Raw genomic sequence first — 15854 nt, forward strand, 5'->3', positions numbered from 1 at the left:
TTCAGGCACTCTCCTTGAGTGTGTCGGCCCCGGTGGCCAGGGCCATGATTGATTCCTCTGTCGCCGTCGCCGTCGGCAGGACACCGACGACGTGGCCGGCGGCCATGACCGCGATGCGGTCGGTGATCGCGAGCAGCTCGGGCAGGTCGGAGGAGGACACGACCATGGCCATGCCGCTCGTCGTGAGCTCCCGGAAGACCGCGTAGATCTCTGCCTTGGCGCCGACGTCGACGCCGCGGGTCGGCTCGTCGAGAAGCATGAGCCGGGGGTCGATTGCCAGCCACCGCGCGATGAGCGCCTTCTGCTGGTTGCCGCCCGACAGCTGGGTGATGCCCTGCCCAACGTTGGAGATCTTCACGCGCAGCTGCTCGGCCCGCTGCTTCGCGTCGGCGCGCAGTGCGCCGCGACGGAGCAGGCCGAGCTGCGAGCGTCGCGACAGCGTGAGCACGTTCATGTTGTCGGCCACGCTCATCGTCGGGAAGATCCCCTGGTGCCGCCTCTCGCCCGGCAGGTAGGCGATGCCGTTGGCGATCGCGTCCCGGGGAGACCGGTGGCGCACGGTCTCGCCGTCGAGAGAGATCTTGCCGCCGTCGGTCGGATCGGCGCCGAAGACGGCCCGAAGGAGCTCTACGCGGCCGCTGTCGGGCAGCCCCGCGATGCCGAGCACCTCGCCCGGTGCCACGTCGAGGCTGACGTCGTGCACCCGGGGTGCCCGCACCTCGCGCAGCGCGAGCCGCGGGACCTGCCCGCTCTCGCGGTGCGAGGTCGTCTCCGAGCGCGCGAGCTCGGAGGACAGGTCTCGGCCCACCATGGACCCGACGACCTGGTCGGGCGTGACCTCCGAGGTGTCCCAGCCACCGATGTGGTGGCCGTCCCGCAGGACGTGGATGCGGTCGGAGAGCGCGAAGACCTCCGGGATCCGGTGGGAGACGTAGAGCATCGTCACGCCGTCGGCACGCAGGCCCTCGATGACCGCGAAGAGTCGCTCCGACTCGGCCGGCGAGAGCACAGCCGTCGGCTCGTCGAAGATCACCACGCGCGCCTCACGCGCCAGGGCCCGGGCGATGACGACGATCTGCTGCGTCGCCGCATCGAGCTCACGCACGGGACGGCGGGGGTCGAGGCGCTCGCCGAGACGGTCGAGCAGCTCGGCTGCGCGGGCGTCGACCGCCCGGCCGCTCGGGAAGAACCGGCTGCCCGGCTCGGCCCCGAGCATGATGTTCTGTGCGACGGTCCGCTCGCCGGCGAGGGCGAGTTCCTGCGGTACGAGTGCCACCCGGTGCTCGCTCAGCATGACGGACGGGTCGAAGCGTGTGACGGGCGTGCCTCGCACCTCCACATCACCCGCCGTCGGGGAGTCGAGCCCCGCGAGGATCTTCATGAACGTCGACTTGCCAGCCCCGTTCTCACCCATGACCGCGGTGAGCGTGCCGTCGTACACGTCGAGCGTGACGTCGTTAAGGGCGCGCACAGGTCCGAAGTGCCGGGTGAGCCCCCGGACCGACAGGGCGACCTGCCGGGAGTGGTCGGTGGCCTGCACCGGTCAGCCCTCGACCGGCACGTCGGCGACGGTGTCGGGAGTGACGACGAGCACGCCGGTGTCGACGTCGTCGATTTCCACGCCGTCCTTCAGGAAGTCCGTGAGGAGCTTGACGGCCTGGTAGCCCTGCTCCGCCGGCGCCTGGCTGATCGTGAGGTCGACGACGCCACGCTCGAGGTAACCGACCGTCTGCGGCTGGACGTCGAAGCCGATCGCGTGGATCTCACCGGCCTTGCCGGACTGCTCGATCCACTGCGCACCGGCGGTGAAGCTGCAGCAGTCGAGCGAGACGAGGGCGAGCGCGTCGCTCTGGCCGGCCATCGTGGACTCGATGGTGTTGTAGGCGGCGGTCGGCTCGTTACCGGTGTTCACCGGGCCGACGACCTCGATCCCGCTGCCCTCGATGCCCGTCTCGAAACCGGAGAAGCGGTCGTTGGACCATCCGGCGCCGGAGTCGACGGAGAAGACGACGACCTTGCCGGTCTCGCCGTCGAGCACGGTGAGCAGCTCCTCCGCGAGCGCCTCACCGGAGGCGACGAGGTCCTGTCCGACGAAACCCATCTGCTGGGAGTCGGGGTTGTTGGTGTTGAAGGAGATGATCGGGATACCGGCGTCGTAGGCCTGCTGGATGACCGGCTTGAGCGCGTCGTTGCTCGCGGAGGACACGGCCAGGCCGTGGATCGCCTGCTGGTTGATGAGGGTCTGCAGCTCAGACACCTGGTCGGCGGCGTCACCGCCGGAGGGGCCGATCATCTCGCCGTTGACGCCGAGTTCGTCGGCGGCGCGCTGCATGCCCTCGCGGATCGGGACGGCGAAGGCGAGCGACGGGTCGTGGTAGCTGAGGCGGATCTCGAGCGTCTCGCCGGCGTCGACGGCCTCCTGGATGTAGGGGGCGAGCGCGAAGCCGCCGTCGGCGCCATCCTCGGCGGAGGCGGAGCCGTTGCCGGAGGTGACGGCGCCGCAGGCAGCGGTGAGAAGGAGGGCGCCCGCACCGAGCAGGGCGGCGGCGGAACGACGAAGGGTGGAACGGGACATGATGACTTCCTTGTCTGAAGAGGCGGGTGGGTCTACTTCTTGGAGCCGGACCTGCGCCCGAGCCAGGCGTCGGCGGAGACGGCGATGATGATGACGGCGCCGGTCGCGACGGTCTGCCAGAAGGACGAGATGCCGCGGAGATTGAGGACGTTCTGCAGGACACCGATGAACAGGACACCGATCGTGGTGCCGAGCATCGTGCCGGAGCCGCCGGCGAGAGCGGCGCCACCGATGATGACGGCGGAGATGACCGTGAGCTCCATCCCGGTGCCGGTGACGCCCTGCACGTAGGAGAGGAACGACAGGCCGAGCACGCCGGCCAGACCGGCGACCGTGCCGGAGATCGTGAAGGCGACGACCTTGACGCGGTTGGCGTTGATGCCGGAGAGCCGCGCGGCCTCGGCACTGCCGCCGACGGCGTAACTGCTGAACCCGTACCGGGACCGGGCGAGCACGATGTAACCGACGAAGGCGACGACGACGAAGAAGATGAGCTGCATCGGGACGATCCCGAACAAGCGCCCCTGACCGAGGAGGTTGAACTCGGCCACCCCGGGGTCGCCGGAGGACAGGGAGATGGGCGAGCCGCCGCTGATGAGCAGCGCGAGACCGCGGTACACGCTCAGGGTGCCGAGCGTGACGATGAAGGACGGGATGCCGAAGCCGACGGTCATGATGCCGTTAAGGAACCCGGCGAGGGCTCCGGCGAGGACACCGAGCAGCGACGCGACGGGCCAGGCCATCCCGTCGGCCATGAACAGGCCGGTGGTGATGGCTCCGAGCCCGTAGATCGAGCCGACCGAGAGGTCGATCTCGCCGTTGATGAGCACGAAGGTCATGCCCACGGCCATGATGCCGAGCTGGGCCACCTGCTGGCCGACGGTGAGCAGGTTGCTGCTGCCCGTGAAGCCGGGGGCCACGAGCGCGCCGACGACCAGCAGGAGGCCGAGGGCGATGAGAGTGCTGGCCTCGCGGGCGTGGAGGAAGCGCTTGAGCGGTGAGGGCCGGGCGGTGGAGACGGTACGGGGTGCCGGCGGTGCTGCGGTGGTGGTCATCGCGCACCTGCCTGGACGGAGGCGTTCATGAAGGCGTCGAGCTCCTCGGTGTGAGGGATGGAGGGGATGACCTCGGCGGTGCCGACGGCGTAGGCGCCGGCAGCGGCAGCGAGGCGAACGGCAGCGGGCAGGTCCGTGCCCTGGTCCAGGGCGTGGGCGAGCGCGCCCGTGAACGTGTCACCGGCCCCCGTGGTGTCGACCACGGCGCGGGGCGGGACGGGGTCGACGCGGTAGCGCCGCTCCCCGTCGTCGACGAGGGCACCGGCGCTACCAAGCGTCATGACGATGACGCCCTCGCAGACATCCCGGAGGCGGTCGACGAGCTCGTGGTCCGCTGCCAGCGCGTCAGGAGCGAGGCCCAGCATGGTGCGCGCCTCGCTGGCGTTGGGGGTAAGGACGTCGATCCACGGCCACACCTCCGCGGGGATGCGCCGGGCGGGCGCTGGGTTGAGCAGGGTCCGCACCCCGTGGCGGTGGGCGGTCTCGAGCGCGGCGGCCGCGACCTCGAGGGGGATCTCGAGGGAGACGACGAGGAGGTCGGAGGCGGCGATCGCCGGCTCGAAGCTCGCGACGTGGGCGGGGGTGAGGTCGTCGAGTGCGCCAGGAGCGATGACGATGCGGTTCTCACCGTCGCCGTCGACGAGGATGACCCCCACCATCGTCGGGGAGCCGGTGCGCACCACCGCGTCGACGTCGATGCCCTCCGCCCGCCAGAGCTCGAGGGCCGAGTCGCCGAACTCGTCACGACCGACGGCGGTGAGGATGGCGACCGAGGAACCGAGGCGAGCGGCGGCGACAGCCTGGTTGGACCCCTTGCCGCCGTGGCTGGAGGAGAAGGAGCCGTCGGAGATCGTCTCACCTGCCACCGGTATGCGCGCCGATCGCATGGTGAGGCCGACCCCGTAACTACCGACAAGCGTAATCATGTGGACCTCTTTGTCTGGGGACAACCCTGTACAAGGCGAGACTGTAGAAGGTGCCCTTGGTCACTGTCAAAGTGCGCGTGGGCGTGCCCGCTGAGACGCTCACTCCATGACTGTGCAGGTCATCCCGATGCTCCCGTGCGGTGACATCGACGAGATCGCCGACTTCTTCACCGCCCTGGGCTTCCGCGTCACCTACCGGCAGGTGCGGCCCAACCCGTACGTCGCCGTCGAGGGCCACGGATTCCCACTGCACTACTACGGGATGGACGGCCACCGTCCTGAGGCGTCGCACAGCACCTGCGGGGTGGTCGTGGACGACACGGCTCCACTGTTCGACGCCCTCGCCGCCGGCCTGCGGGCCAGGTACGGCAGGCTGCCCGTCGCGGGCTTCCCGCGAATCACGCGGCCCCGGCCCCGAAAGAACGCCGGCGGCCTGACCGGGTTCAGCCTCGTCGACCCGGCCGGCAACTGGATCCGGGTCATGAGCCGCTCAGGCCCTGCCGAGCCGCCGGGTGAGTCCTCACCCCTGCGGGAGAGTCTCCTCAACGCGATCGTGATCGCCGACAGCAAGGGCGACCCGGCGCAGGCCGAGAAGATCCTCACCGGGGCGGTTCGCCGTGCGGACGCCGCTGACCCCGCGCTCGAGGACGCCCGGGAGTTCCTCGCCGAGCTCGCGGAGCGTCTCGCGTAGGCGGCGGTGGTTGCCCGATCGGGCGCGCGGACGGACGCCCTCGGAGACATCGACCGCCAGACGGCCCCGGACCTACGCTCGATCCAGGGCAACCGGCCGCCCACGGGGCGGTTCCACCGACCTCAGGGGCATCACCATGGCCGTTCTCATGTCGTTGGCCGGCAACACCGCGGGCGACGGCTTCCTCATCGCCCCGCTGGGCTCGACGTACCCGGCGGAGCTGCTGCTCTGGACGGACGCCGGCAGCCTCGCGGTGACCGTGCAGGCCTCGCCGAACGCCGCCGGCCTGGTCTTCTCACAGACCTCCCTCACCCTCACCACCACGCCGTCGAGCGTCATGGTGCACTCGACCCTGCAGAGCGGGGCGCGGGGCGACACCACGATCCAGGTGCTCGACGGCGCCGCCGTGGTCGCGAGCTTCGCGGTGACCTCCCTCAACAGCCCGGTGGTCCACTTCCGGGGTCGGTTCGAGGCGCGGTTCGCCACGGACAACGCCGCCTACAACCGCAACCCGATGTACACGGCCACCAACGACGCCGCGGTCCCGCCCGGCTGGACGTGGGCGCTGGAGGGCGAGCCGGGCTTCGTGCCGCCGGTCGGCAACGTGCCGGAGAACCTCGAGACGCCGGTGGGCCGCGTGGTCCGTCTCAACAACCCGGAGGTGCTGCGCAGCCACGCGCAGCCGGTCACCACGGCGGTCGACGCCGTCGTCGGCACCACGACCGCGGGCCCCGAGCGGTTCACCCGCGGCGACCCGCTCATCGGGGACCCGGTCGACCTCGGTCCCGACACCTACCTCGCGGGCAACAACCCGCAGCACCCCGCCGACCCGCAGCCGGAGGAGATCTGGGCCGCGACGATCGAGCCGATGGCGCTGTTCGAGCTCCACCTCGGCAGCCGGCTCAGCGGCCGCTCGAGCCTGGGTCCGTTCACCGCCAAGGCGACGACGATCAACCAGCACACCCGCACCCCGGACGACCGGCCGATCGCCAACGGCCTCGTCGGAGCGTCGCTCGACCTCGCCGCCATCGGGCTGCCGGACCTGCCCACGTGGAGCGCCACCCGCATCGACCAGCTGCTCGCCGACTACACCGCGCTCCCGGCCGGGGACTCCGTCGACCGTCGCAACCTCAAGCGACGGATCGGGCACCTGCTCGCCGCCGTCACCCCCGCCAAGCGGACCGCGGTCCAGGCCGCCCACCCCGGGGAGTTCAGCGTCCGCGCCGTCACGTTGCCCGGGGGCTGGTCGGGCAAGGAGGTCTACGACGGCAAGGTCAACGCCGACCTCACCTTCACGCCGGACGGCTCCGCCGTGGTCGAGTACCTCTCCGGCCACACCTCGCTGAACTTCCAGTGGACCCCGTTCGCGTTCCACTCCGACGAGCTCCTCGGTCACCACTGGGGCCTGCTCGGCGCCGGCTCCCTCCTCCACGGCGCGTACACCGGCGACCCGCACACGACCACCGTCGACGGCACCCGGTACGACTTCCAGAGCGTCGGGGAGTTCACCCTGCTGCGCGGTGACGGGCTCGAGGTGCAGGTCCGGCAGACGCCGGTGAACGCGGCGAACCCCGTCACCGACGGTCACAGCGGCCTCACCGTGTGCGTCAGCATCATCACCGCCGTCGCCCTCCGGGTGGGCCGCCACACCGTCTCCTACCAGCCCACCCGCGAGGGCAAGCGGCTCCAGCTGTTCGTCGACGGCAAGCCCCGCGACCTTCCGCCGCACGGTCTGGACCTCGAGCGCCACCGCCTCTCGGTCTTCGACGCCGCCGGCGAGGAGGGGCTGCGCGTCGACTACGCCACCGGAGCGGTCGTCACCGTCACCCCCGCGTTCTGGGGCAGCTACAGCGTCTGGTACCTCAACGTCGCCGTCTCCGGCACCGCGGCGCACGAGGGCGTCATGGGGTACATCCCCGACAAGAGCTGGCTGCCGCGGCTGCGCGACGGCACCGACCTCGGCCCGCTGCCGTCCGACCTGCACGGCAGGTACAAGATCCTGTACCGGATCTTCGCCGACTCGTGGCGGGTGGAGGACCACTCGAGCATGTTCGTCTACGAGCAGGACACGTCCACCGACACCTTCACCGACCGCGACTGGCCCGGCGAGCGCCCGCCCTGCGACGCCATCAAGCCGGAGCTGGCCCCGCCCGGGCTGCACCTCCTCGAGGGCATGGACCTCGAGAAGGCCGAGATGGTCTGCCGGGTGGTCACCGAGCCGGACCTCCACGCGAACTGCGTCTTCGACGTCGCCACCACCGGCGACGAGGAGTTCGCCCGCGGCTACGTGGCCGCGCAGGAGCTGCGGCTCTACGGCACCAAGGTCGACATCGCCGGCTTCGAGGCGCCGGTGTTCGGGGACCGCATGCCCCCGGACGGGCCGCCGGAGAAGGTGCGGCCACCGGCCGGTGCGCTCGCCGTCACGGCCCGGGTGTCCGCGCTGGTCCCCGGCAGGCCGGTGCCCACCGGCTCGGTGACCTTCGTCGTCGACGACGTCCCGCTCCGACGCCCGCTCGAGCTCGACGGCGGCGGCCGGGTGCGCACCACGCTGCGGCTCAAGCCGGGCCGGCACGTCATCAGGGCGTTCTACTCCGGCGGCGGGAAGTACGAGTACCACTCGAGCACCAGCCCGAACCTGCGGCACAGCGTCAAGGAGCGGACGGACGAGCGCCCCCCGGAGAAGGAGGAGCGCCCCGGGAAGGAGCGCCCGGCGGCAGCACCGACGGACGAGCGATGACGAGCGGCGGCAGCCCGTACGAGGTGCCCGTCGCCGTCGACGCTGACCCCTCGACGCCCACGTGGCTGGAGACGACGATCGCCACCCGCCACGCCATGGTGGACATCGGCGGGGTCATGGCCCACGCCGAGACCTTCAACGGGGCCATCCCGGGACCGACGCTGCGGATGGACGTGGGAGACCGGGCCTTCGTCCGGCTCGTCAACGAGATGCACCACCTGGGCGTCCACCTCCACGGCATCGAGCTCGCCAACTCCGCCGACGGCACCGAGGTCACCCAGGACGGCGTCCAGCCCGCCTCCCACCACCCGCCCCCGGCGCCCGCGCCGGCGGGTGGCACCTACCTCTACGCGTTCCGCGCGACCCGGCCGGGCCTGTACTGGTACCACCCGCACCACCACCACGCGACGAGCCACGTCTTCCGCGGCATGTACGGAATGATCGTCATCAACGACCCGCACGAGGCGGCCCTCGTCGCCGCCGGCGTGCTGCCCGGCCCTGCCGACACCCGCCAGGTGGTCCTCAGCGACATCACCGTGTGCAAGGCTCCCGGGTCGAACGACGCCGCCACCTACCCCGACCCGACCGCCCTGCCGCTCGCCGACCGGCCCGAGTGGCTCAGCGGCGCCACCTCCCAGCCGCCCCCGACACCGGTGACGCTGTGCGAGCTCCCCACCGCCGTCGACGACGCCGGGGACCCGGCCGTCGCCCCGTACGCCGCGGGCGACGTCCCGAGCGTGTTCCGCCCGGGCCAGCACAACGAGGGCCAGACCGTGCTCACCAACGGGGTGTCCGTCGGTGGGCGGCTCGGACAGCCCACGGCCCCGGGGGCCCTGCTGCCCGGCGCCCAGACGATGGACGTCCTCGCCGGCCAGGGCCTGCGCCTGCAGATCGCCAACTGCGCGATCAGCCGCTACTTCCGACTCGTCCTCACGACGAGCACCGGGGCGCTCGTCCCGCTCCTGCGGGTCGGCGGGGAGGGCGGCCTGCTCGACGCCGCGATCGCCGAGGGCGGGGTCGTCGACGGCCACGACTCCAAGTACGACGTCGGGGAGATCCTCCTGCCGCCCGGCAGCCGCGCCGACGTCGTCGCCGCCATCCCGCCGACGGCGAGCGGCGTGCTCACCCTGTGGACCCGTGACTTCCGCCGCAACGGGGGCCTGTGGGCGGGGCTGCCCACCGTGCCGGTCATGCACCTCCAGGTCACCGGCCCCGCCCCGAGCACCTACACGATCGCGGCCGGCACCGCGTTACGGGCGGCCGTCCCGGCACCCGTCGAGACGCTCGGGCCGCCGACGGACACCCTGCTCGACCCCGCCGCCTTCACGCCCGCCAAGCCGGGGTCCGCCCTCCAGGACATCCTGGTGACCGGGACGACGGGCATCGACGGCGTCAGCGGCTCGTTCATGGGCTTCGCCTCCTACACCGACGCACCGCACATCGTGACTTCCCGGTGGGCCGAGAAGGACAAGGTCCTCGAGCTCACCGTGACGAACTTCAGCGGCAGCCACCACCCGTTCCACCTCCACGGGTTCTCGGTCCAGCCGGTCGCGCTCGAGCAGCCCGGCTTCCCCACCTACACCTGGCCCTACCGCGAGTTCCGCGACAACGTCGACATCCCGGCCGCGTACACGCTGCGGTTCAGGGTCCGGCTCGACGAGCGCACCCTCAAGGACGGCGTGACGATGGGCGGCGCGCTCGGCCGGTGGCTGTTCCACTGCCACATCCTCATCCACCACCACCAGGGGATGATCAGCGAGCTCGTCGTCTCCGACGGCGACGGCACCGAGCGCCCGCACGTCGACGTCGGCGGGTCCTGGGCGTACACGCCCGTGGGCGGGATCGCCCAGCGGCACGGCACCTACCACCATCCCGACGGCGCCCCGGTCACCCTCACCGCCACCGCCGGGACGGTGGTGGACACCGGCAGCGGGACGTGGTCGTGGAGCTATGACGCCACCGGGGCGACGCCCCACGTCGAGTACGTCTACGTCACGGGCACCGACCCCGCCGGCCGGGTGGACCAGGCGGTCTTCCGGCTCAAGGTGGGCGCACCGGACGACGGCGCGGACAACGGCGACCCGCACGTCCACACCGTCGACGGGAACCGCTACGACTTCCAGGGCGCCGGGGAGTTCGTCCTCCTGCGCGACCACGAGGGCATGGAGGTGCAGGCGCGCCACTGGCCGGTCCGCGCCGCCAGCCCGGTGACCGACCCGGCCACCGGCCTCACCTCGTGCGTGAGCCTCAACACCGCGGTGGCGGCGCGCGTGGGCGAGCACCGGATCGCCTACCAGCAGAGCCGCCCGGGTGAGAAGGGCGAGCCGGAGCTCTTCGTGGACGGCGAGCGGGTCCGCGCGCCCCGCGGTGGGCTCGACCTCGGGGAGCACCGCCTCACCACCGTGAGGCTGGACACCGGGGCCACGGGCCTGCGCGTGGACTACGCCAACCAGGCGGTGCTCACGGTGACGCCTCATCTCTGGTCCGCCTACGGCCTGTGGTACCTCAACGTCCACGTCTCCCGCACGCAGGCCGAGGAGGGGATCATGGGGCCGATCGCCGCCGGCAGCTGGCTGCCGATGCTGCCGACGCGCACGTCGGTCGGCCCGATGCCCGGGAGCCTGCGGGCACGCCACGAGGTGCTGTACCGCACCTTCGCCGACGCGTGGCGGGTGACCGACGGGACGAGCCTGTTCGTCTACGGGTCGGGAGAGTCGACGGCGTCGTTCACCGACCGGCGCTGGCCCGCGGTGAAGCCGCCGTGCCGGGTGCAGCCCTGGTTCGAGGTCCCTGGGGCGCAGCCGCCGGTGGCCGGGCTGACGCAGGAGGCGGCCGAGCGCGCGTGCCGGCTCGTCACCGACGGCGCGCTGCACCACGACTGCGTGCTCGACGTCGCGGCTACCGGCGACGAGGCCTTCGCCCGGGACTACCTGCGCGAGCAGGACCTCGCCCGCCGCACCGCCGCGGTCCAGCTGGTGGTCGACCGGCCCGACGCGAAGGCGGGGACGATCCTCGTGGCGACGGTCCTGCCGCTCTCGGGCCGCAGCAAGGAGTGCGCGGTGCCGACCGGCTCGGTGACCTTCGTCGTCGACGACTCACCGGTCGGCGAGCCGGTCCGGCTCGACCGGCGTGGCCGAGCCGTGCAGGTGCTCCACCACCTCAAGGAGGGGCACCACCGGGTGCGGGCCGAGTACGGCGGCGGCGGCCGAGGGACGTACGGCCCGTGCTCCAGCGCCACGGTGGTCGTGTCCGCCGGACACGACCCGCACGAGCACGGTCACGGGAGCGGCCCTCACGCGTCGGCGTGAGGTGGGCTGCCACCGCGCCACGCGCCTCGGGAGGCGGACGGCGCAAGCGCCGGGCAGAGGTCACGTGCGGGGCGGCACCACGTCGACCACGGTGCCGTCCTCGTCAGCCGTCGTCCGAGGTGACGACGTCGTACACGAGGTGTGTCGCCGTCGCCGTCGGGGTGACCGTGCGCTGCACGAGGGGGCACGGCTGGCCGCCCGTGAACAGCGGCGTCCCGGCACCGAGGATCAGGGGCGCCAGGTGCAGGGAGAGCACGTCGACCAGCCCCGTCGCGAGCGCCGAGGCGATCGTCGCCCCGCCACCCATGACGACGACGTCGAGCTCCTCCCCCTGCTCCTCCGACGCCGCCTCCGCCCGTTCCCGCGCGACCGCGACGGCGGCCGCGAGTCCCGTCGTGACGAAGGTCCAGTCGAGGCCGGAGAGCCGCACCGACGTCGGCGGTGAGCTCGTCACGACGACGAAGGGCGGCGTGCCCGCCTCCCCCGCCCCGTACCCGGTGCGCTCGTCCCAGCCCTGCGGGCCGTCGACGACGTCGAAGAGCCGTCGCCCCATGACGACGGCGCCCGAGCGGGCGGTCCCCTCCCGCAGGATCCGCTGGTCGACGGGATCGTCGGAGAAGGCCCAGCGGTGGAGAGGCTCCCCACCGGTTCCGAGGCCGTTCTCCGGCCCGGCACCGGGGCCCGTGACGAAGCCGTCGAGTGAGACGGTGATGTCAGCGATGACTCGGCTCATACGAGGACAGACCGCGCGCGGCCCCGGTCCTCATCGCGACGTCACACCTCACCGACACGATGAGCGTGTGACTCAGGAGCTGCTCGCGTGGGACGCCCACGCCGCCACGTGGCAGCCCGTGCGCAACGAGCGCCCCATCCCCCACCGCCGGGCGCAGGTCAGCTCGGGCGTCCCCGTCCCGGTGACGGCGCGCGTCGTGTGGGAGCACGACGGCGTCGAGGAGATCGACACCGTCGTGTGGGCGTGGACCTCGCGCTCGGTCCTCGTGGAGCTGCACGACGTGCGGCGCCAGACGATCGGGCTGTGGCTCCCGGCGCGCGACGTCCGGCGGCGGCGCCCCACGACCAACGGCAACACGTGACGCGATTCACGACCTCATTCGAAAGGATGAGGGCATACTGCACTTTAGATGGGGGGCCAGGCTCCCCTCCTTCTTCACCAGCGCCGTGCCAACGTCGGCAGCCTTTCCGAGGAGTCACACCGTGTCCCAGCCCAAGCGTCGTCTCATCCTTCCCGGCCTTCTCATCGCCGCCGGCCTCGCGGGCTTCGGGCTGGCCGCGGCCTCCGAGCTCGACCTCGACTGGGGCGGCACCTTCCAGGCCGGCGCGGTCACGGTGGAGGCGGACTGCCAGAGCGGCGCCATCGACGTGACCTTCGCCGCGCCCGAGTTCGAGGCGGCCGCCGCGGCTGCCCCGTGGTCGGTGGACGCCCTCTCCTTCTCGGGCATCTCGGCGACATGCGTCAACACGACCTACGAGGTCGCCGTCCGCACCGCCGCCTCCGGAGCGACCTGGACGGAGCTCGGCACCGGCACCGTCGCGGGCACCACGCTCTCCGTCCCCCTGGGCAGCGGCGTCAAGGCCGAGACCATTGCCGACGTCGCGCTCACCATGCACAAGCCCGCCGGCTAGGCCGCCGCCATGACGCTCGTCGCCACCGCACCACCGCGGACGCGCCGCCGCGTCCGGCCGCGTGCCGGCAGCGTCCTGCGCTCCGTGGCCCTCGCCACGGCGGTGGTGCTCCTGTGGCCGGTGAGCCTCGGGGGCCTGTTCGGCGGCATCATCGTCTCCGGCCACTCCATGGAGCCGACCATGGAGCGGGGCGATCTCGTCGTCGTCATGCGGGTCCGCGAGGCGCAGGTGGGTGACGTCGTCGTCTTCCGTCCCCAGGTGGCCCCGCACGCGCGCGTGGTCCACCGCATCGTCGGGGCGGACGGCGAGCAGCTGGAGCTCCGGGGGGACAACAACGACTGGAGCGACCCCTTCGACGTCACCCAGGACGACGTCGTCGGCAAGGTCGTGATGCGGCTGCCGCAGGTCGGCGGCGCACTGTCCTCCCTCACCGACGCGCGCGTGTGGGCGTCGCTGCTGCTCCTCGGCGCGGGGCTGTGGCTGTGGCCGCGCCGAGCGCCGGACGGCGCGCCGTGATCCGGCGCTGGCTGGCCACGCTCGGGGTCCTCGCGCTCGTCACCACGGCGCTGGTGGGGATCGCCCACGCGAGCCAGCTGGCCCTCGCGCCGCCGACGACGGCGAGTCTGGACGTCGTGCGCAAGTGCGCCCAGGCGGACGTGCAGGTCATCGGGGCCGTCGGCCGGACCCAGCTCACGGTCTCCGGCCTCCCCGCCGCCTGTGGCGGTCTCCCGATGCGCCTGTGGCTCCACGAGGCCGGCACCACCCGGCACGTCGACGCGGTCACCCCGCACGAGGGTGGCGCGCTGACCGTCACGCTCCCCGCTCCCGTCGGTGCGCGACCGACGGCCGTGGTCACCGTGAGGACCTGGCCGATGCCGACGACGGCCCGCATCTCCGACTTCCCCACGTTCACCTGCCGCACGCCTGACGCGCCGCAGGTCGGGTGCGCAGTGAGCGTCTCGAAGAGGACCAACTGGCCGGACTACTGGCAGCGCACGCTGCTCATCTCGACCACGTCCACGACGCCGGTGCGCTGGGAGCTCACCGTGGACCTCTCCACGTCTGCCTTCATGACGACGAAGGAGCTGCTGGACATCCGAACCAGCCTCACGAGGACGTCCGCTCTCGACTGCGCCCGCACGCCTCGCACCGTCACGATCGGCGGGCGGCCCATGCACAACAACTTCCACCTCGTCGACTCCACCACGGTGCGAGAGGCGGAGCTCCAGGGGAACCCCACGGTGAACATCTACGCGAACCCGAACAGCGTCCTCCTCCACTGCCCCTGAGCCCCGACGGCAGCAGGAGCCCCCAGGGCTCACACGGCCTCGCCGTGCTCCTCGTCCGCCTCGATGGCCTGCCTCAGCCGTGCCTGCATCGCCGCGTGCTCGGTCACCAAGGTCTCGCGCCACCGGGGCACTGCCCGCATCGTCGCGGTGTGATCGTCAACGTCGTTACTCACGGTCGCCCCTCCGCCCGTGTCGACGCCGCCCGTGACGCCGACGTCATCGACACTAGCCGACAACTCGGGGCCGCCGCACGCTCGGCACCCCTCGGTGAGTCGAGGAGCGACCGCCGCGCCGACCGCCTCCGCCGCGCCGTTAGCCTCGTGACAGACCACCCGCCCCGACCGCGCCACCCTGGAGGACCAGTGCACCCCTTCGACGAGATCACCGTCGACCAGCTCCGCGCCGCGGGCAGCACGAAGTGGACGATGTTCCCCGACGCGATCGGTGCCTTCGTCGCGGAGATGGACTTCGGCGTCCCACCCGCCGTCGCGGACGTCGTCCGCACGGCCGCCGACACCCAGGCGATGGGCTACCTCCCGGCGGCCGACCGCGCCGCCGCCAAGCGCGCCACCGCCGGGTGGCTGGCCCGCAGCTTCGACTGGCAGGTCCCCGAGGACAACGTCCACCTCCTGCCCGACGTCCTGTCCGCCATGCGCATCGCGATCCAGCGCTTCACCCCGCCGGGCTCCCCCGTCATCGTGCCGACGCCGGCCTACATGCCCTTCCTCACCGTCGTGCCCGCGCTGAACCGCGAGGTCATCGAGGTCCCCTCGATCCTCGAGGAGGACGGCCGCTACCGCCTCGACCTCGACGCCATCGACGCCGCCTTCGCCGCCGGCGCCGGCCTGCTGGTGCTGTGCAACCCCTGGAACCCCGTGGGCCGGGTCCTCACCCGCGACGAGCTCACCGACGTCGCCGAGGTCGTCGACCGCCACGGCGGGCGCGTCTTCTCCGACGAGATCCACGCCCCGCTCGTCCTGGACGACCTCCCCCACCTCCCCTACGCCTCCCTCGACGCGCGCACCGCCGGCCACACCATCACCGCCGTCGCCGCCTCCAAGGGCTGGAACATCCCCGGCCTCAAGTGCGGACAGATGATCCTGTCCAACGACGACGACGTCGCCGCCTTCGCCCCGTACGCCACCGACGCCGGGGACACGGTCGGCCTCCTGGGAGGCCGCGCCGTCGTCGCCGCCTACGACAAGAGCCAGGACTGGCTCGACAACGTCGTCACCTACCTCCGCGGCAACAGGGACCTCCTCGTCGACATGGTCGACCAGATCCCCGGCCTGCGGATCAGCCCGGTCGAGGGCACCTACATCGCCTGGCTCGACTGCCGCGAGCTCGACCTCCCCGGCGGACCGGCCCAGTTCTTCCGCCGCGAAGCCGGCGTCGCCCTCACCGACGGCAACCTCTGCGGAGCAGCCGGCGAGGGGTTCGCCCGGCTCATCTTCGCCATGCCCCGCCCGGTCCTGCGCAAGGCGCTGGAGCGGATGCGCGCAGCAGTGATCGGTCGCTGACCAGCGGCACGGACCCCGTCCACGAGAATGCGGTGAGCCTCGCCCTTGGGAGGCCACCGTTCCGAGGTCACAGAGGGCCCTCGGCGGGCATACTGGCGCGACGACGCCG

Annotated in this window: 14 protein-coding genes; 8 read left to right on the forward strand and 6 right to left on the reverse strand. The window is 72.2% G+C overall.

Going from position 1 to position 15854, the window contains the following annotated elements; genetic code table 11:
• Position 1 precedes the first annotated feature (1 nt).
• From DSZ44_RS14045 to DSZ44_RS14060, 4 genes are read right to left on the reverse strand one after another with little or no spacing between them, the layout of a single operon-like run.
• The gene (locus tag DSZ44_RS14045; RefSeq protein WP_110853257.1) at positions 2 to 1540 is read right to left on the reverse strand and encodes a sugar ABC transporter ATP-binding protein; all 1539 of its coding nucleotides are present in this window, start codon (positions 1538 to 1540) and stop codon (positions 2 to 4) included.
• A 3-nt stretch (positions 1541 to 1543) separates the two neighbouring features.
• Entirely contained in the window at positions 1544 to 2575 is a 1032-nt protein-coding gene (locus DSZ44_RS14050) for a substrate-binding domain-containing protein (protein WP_110853258.1), read from the reverse strand.
• 32 nt (positions 2576 to 2607) lie between these two features.
• Positions 2608 to 3630, reverse strand: a complete 1023-nt coding sequence (locus DSZ44_RS14055; RefSeq protein ID WP_110853259.1) for an ABC transporter permease — start codon at positions 3628 to 3630, stop codon at positions 2608 to 2610.
• Positions 3627 to 4556, reverse strand: coding sequence for a ribokinase (locus DSZ44_RS14060; RefSeq protein ID WP_220035209.1), 930 nt, complete (start codon positions 4554 to 4556; stop codon positions 3627 to 3629). Before DSZ44_RS14060 ends, DSZ44_RS14055 begins: the two co-directional genes overlap by 4 nt.
• Positions 4557 to 4662: 106 nt before the next feature.
• Here DSZ44_RS14060 and DSZ44_RS14065 point away from each other — a divergent pair, with 106 nt between their 5' ends.
• The 3 genes from DSZ44_RS14065 (at position 4663) to DSZ44_RS14075 (ending at position 11292) form a co-directional block, all read left to right on the forward strand.
• Entirely contained in the window at positions 4663 to 5247 is a 585-nt protein-coding gene (locus tag DSZ44_RS14065; protein WP_110853261.1) for a DUF8817 family protein, read from the forward strand.
• A 136-nt stretch (positions 5248 to 5383) separates the two neighbouring features.
• Positions 5384 to 7984 (forward strand): Ig-like domain repeat protein, encoded by a 2601-nt coding sequence (locus DSZ44_RS18985; RefSeq protein WP_146237565.1) that lies wholly within the window; start codon positions 5384 to 5386, stop codon positions 7982 to 7984.
• Positions 7981 to 11292, forward strand: a complete 3312-nt coding sequence (locus tag DSZ44_RS14075) for a multicopper oxidase domain-containing protein (RefSeq protein WP_110853263.1) — start codon at positions 7981 to 7983, stop codon at positions 11290 to 11292. Before DSZ44_RS18985 ends, DSZ44_RS14075 begins: the two co-directional genes overlap by 4 nt.
• A 103-nt stretch (positions 11293 to 11395) precedes the next feature.
• On the opposite strand, the gene DSZ44_RS14080 is transcribed toward DSZ44_RS14075, so the two are convergent.
• Positions 11396 to 12025, reverse strand: coding sequence for a dihydrofolate reductase family protein (locus DSZ44_RS14080; protein ID WP_110853264.1), 630 nt, complete (start codon positions 12023 to 12025; stop codon positions 11396 to 11398).
• A 67-nt stretch (positions 12026 to 12092) separates the two neighbouring features.
• Here DSZ44_RS14080 and DSZ44_RS14085 point away from each other — a divergent pair, with 67 nt between their 5' ends.
• The 4 genes from DSZ44_RS14085 (at position 12093) to DSZ44_RS14100 (ending at position 14225) form a co-directional block, all read left to right on the forward strand.
• Positions 12093 to 12386, forward strand: a complete 294-nt coding sequence (locus DSZ44_RS14085) for a hypothetical protein (protein ID WP_110853265.1) — start codon at positions 12093 to 12095, stop codon at positions 12384 to 12386.
• A gap of 121 nt (positions 12387 to 12507) precedes the next feature.
• A complete protein-coding gene (locus DSZ44_RS14090; RefSeq protein ID WP_110853266.1) occupies positions 12508 to 12936 on the forward strand; it encodes a hypothetical protein in 429 nt (142 codons plus the stop codon).
• 9 nt (positions 12937 to 12945) lie between these two features.
• Positions 12946 to 13452 (forward strand): signal peptidase I, encoded by a 507-nt coding sequence (locus DSZ44_RS14095; RefSeq protein ID WP_110853267.1) that lies wholly within the window; start codon positions 12946 to 12948, stop codon positions 13450 to 13452.
• Positions 13419 to 14225 (forward strand): hypothetical protein, encoded by an 807-nt coding sequence (locus DSZ44_RS14100; protein WP_110853268.1) that lies wholly within the window; start codon positions 13419 to 13421, stop codon positions 14223 to 14225. The genes DSZ44_RS14095 and DSZ44_RS14100 overlap by 34 nt, the downstream gene beginning before the upstream one ends.
• A 29-nt stretch (positions 14226 to 14254) precedes the next feature.
• Here DSZ44_RS14100 and DSZ44_RS18375 read toward each other — a convergent pair whose 3' ends face one another.
• A complete protein-coding gene (locus DSZ44_RS18375; RefSeq protein WP_181424651.1) occupies positions 14255 to 14398 on the reverse strand; it encodes a hypothetical protein in 144 nt (47 codons plus the stop codon).
• 189 nt (positions 14399 to 14587) lie between these two features.
• Between DSZ44_RS18375 and DSZ44_RS14110 the strand changes: the two genes are divergently transcribed.
• Positions 14588 to 15745: a MalY/PatB family protein gene (locus DSZ44_RS14110; RefSeq protein WP_258369527.1), complete on the forward strand. Its 1158-nt coding sequence runs from the start codon at positions 14588 to 14590 to the stop codon at positions 15743 to 15745.
• Positions 15746 to 15854: the final 109 nt, after the last annotated feature.

The organism is Georgenia satyanarayanai (genome assembly GCF_900116375.1).
Taxonomy (GTDB): Bacteria; Actinomycetota; Actinomycetes; order Actinomycetales; family Actinomycetaceae; genus Oceanitalea; species Oceanitalea nanhaiensis.

Bases quoted from the DNA above. Each gene is read 5' to 3' on its own strand.
- DSZ44_RS14050 (WP_110853258.1), bottom strand. From the start codon at position 2,575: ATGTCCCGTTCCACCCTTCGTCGTTCCGCCGCCGCCCTGCTCGGTGCG.
- DSZ44_RS14055 (WP_110853259.1), bottom strand. From the start codon at position 3,630: ATGACCACCACCGCAGCACCGCCGGCACCCCGTACCGTCTCCACCGCC.
- DSZ44_RS14060 (WP_220035209.1), bottom strand. From the start codon at position 4,556: ATGATTACGCTTGTCGGTAGTTACGGGGTCGGCCTCACCATGCGATCG.
- DSZ44_RS14065 (WP_110853261.1), top strand. From the start codon at position 4,663: ATGACTGTGCAGGTCATCCCGATGCTCCCGTGCGGTGACATCGACGAG.
- DSZ44_RS18985 (WP_146237565.1), top strand. From the start codon at position 5,384: ATGGCCGTTCTCATGTCGTTGGCCGGCAACACCGCGGGCGACGGCTTC.
- DSZ44_RS14075 (WP_110853263.1), top strand. From the start codon at position 7,981: ATGACGAGCGGCGGCAGCCCGTACGAGGTGCCCGTCGCCGTCGACGCT.
- DSZ44_RS14080 (WP_110853264.1), bottom strand. From the start codon at position 12,025: ATGAGCCGAGTCATCGCTGACATCACCGTCTCACTCGACGGCTTCGTC.
- DSZ44_RS14095 (WP_110853267.1), top strand. From the start codon at position 12,946: ATGACGCTCGTCGCCACCGCACCACCGCGGACGCGCCGCCGCGTCCGG.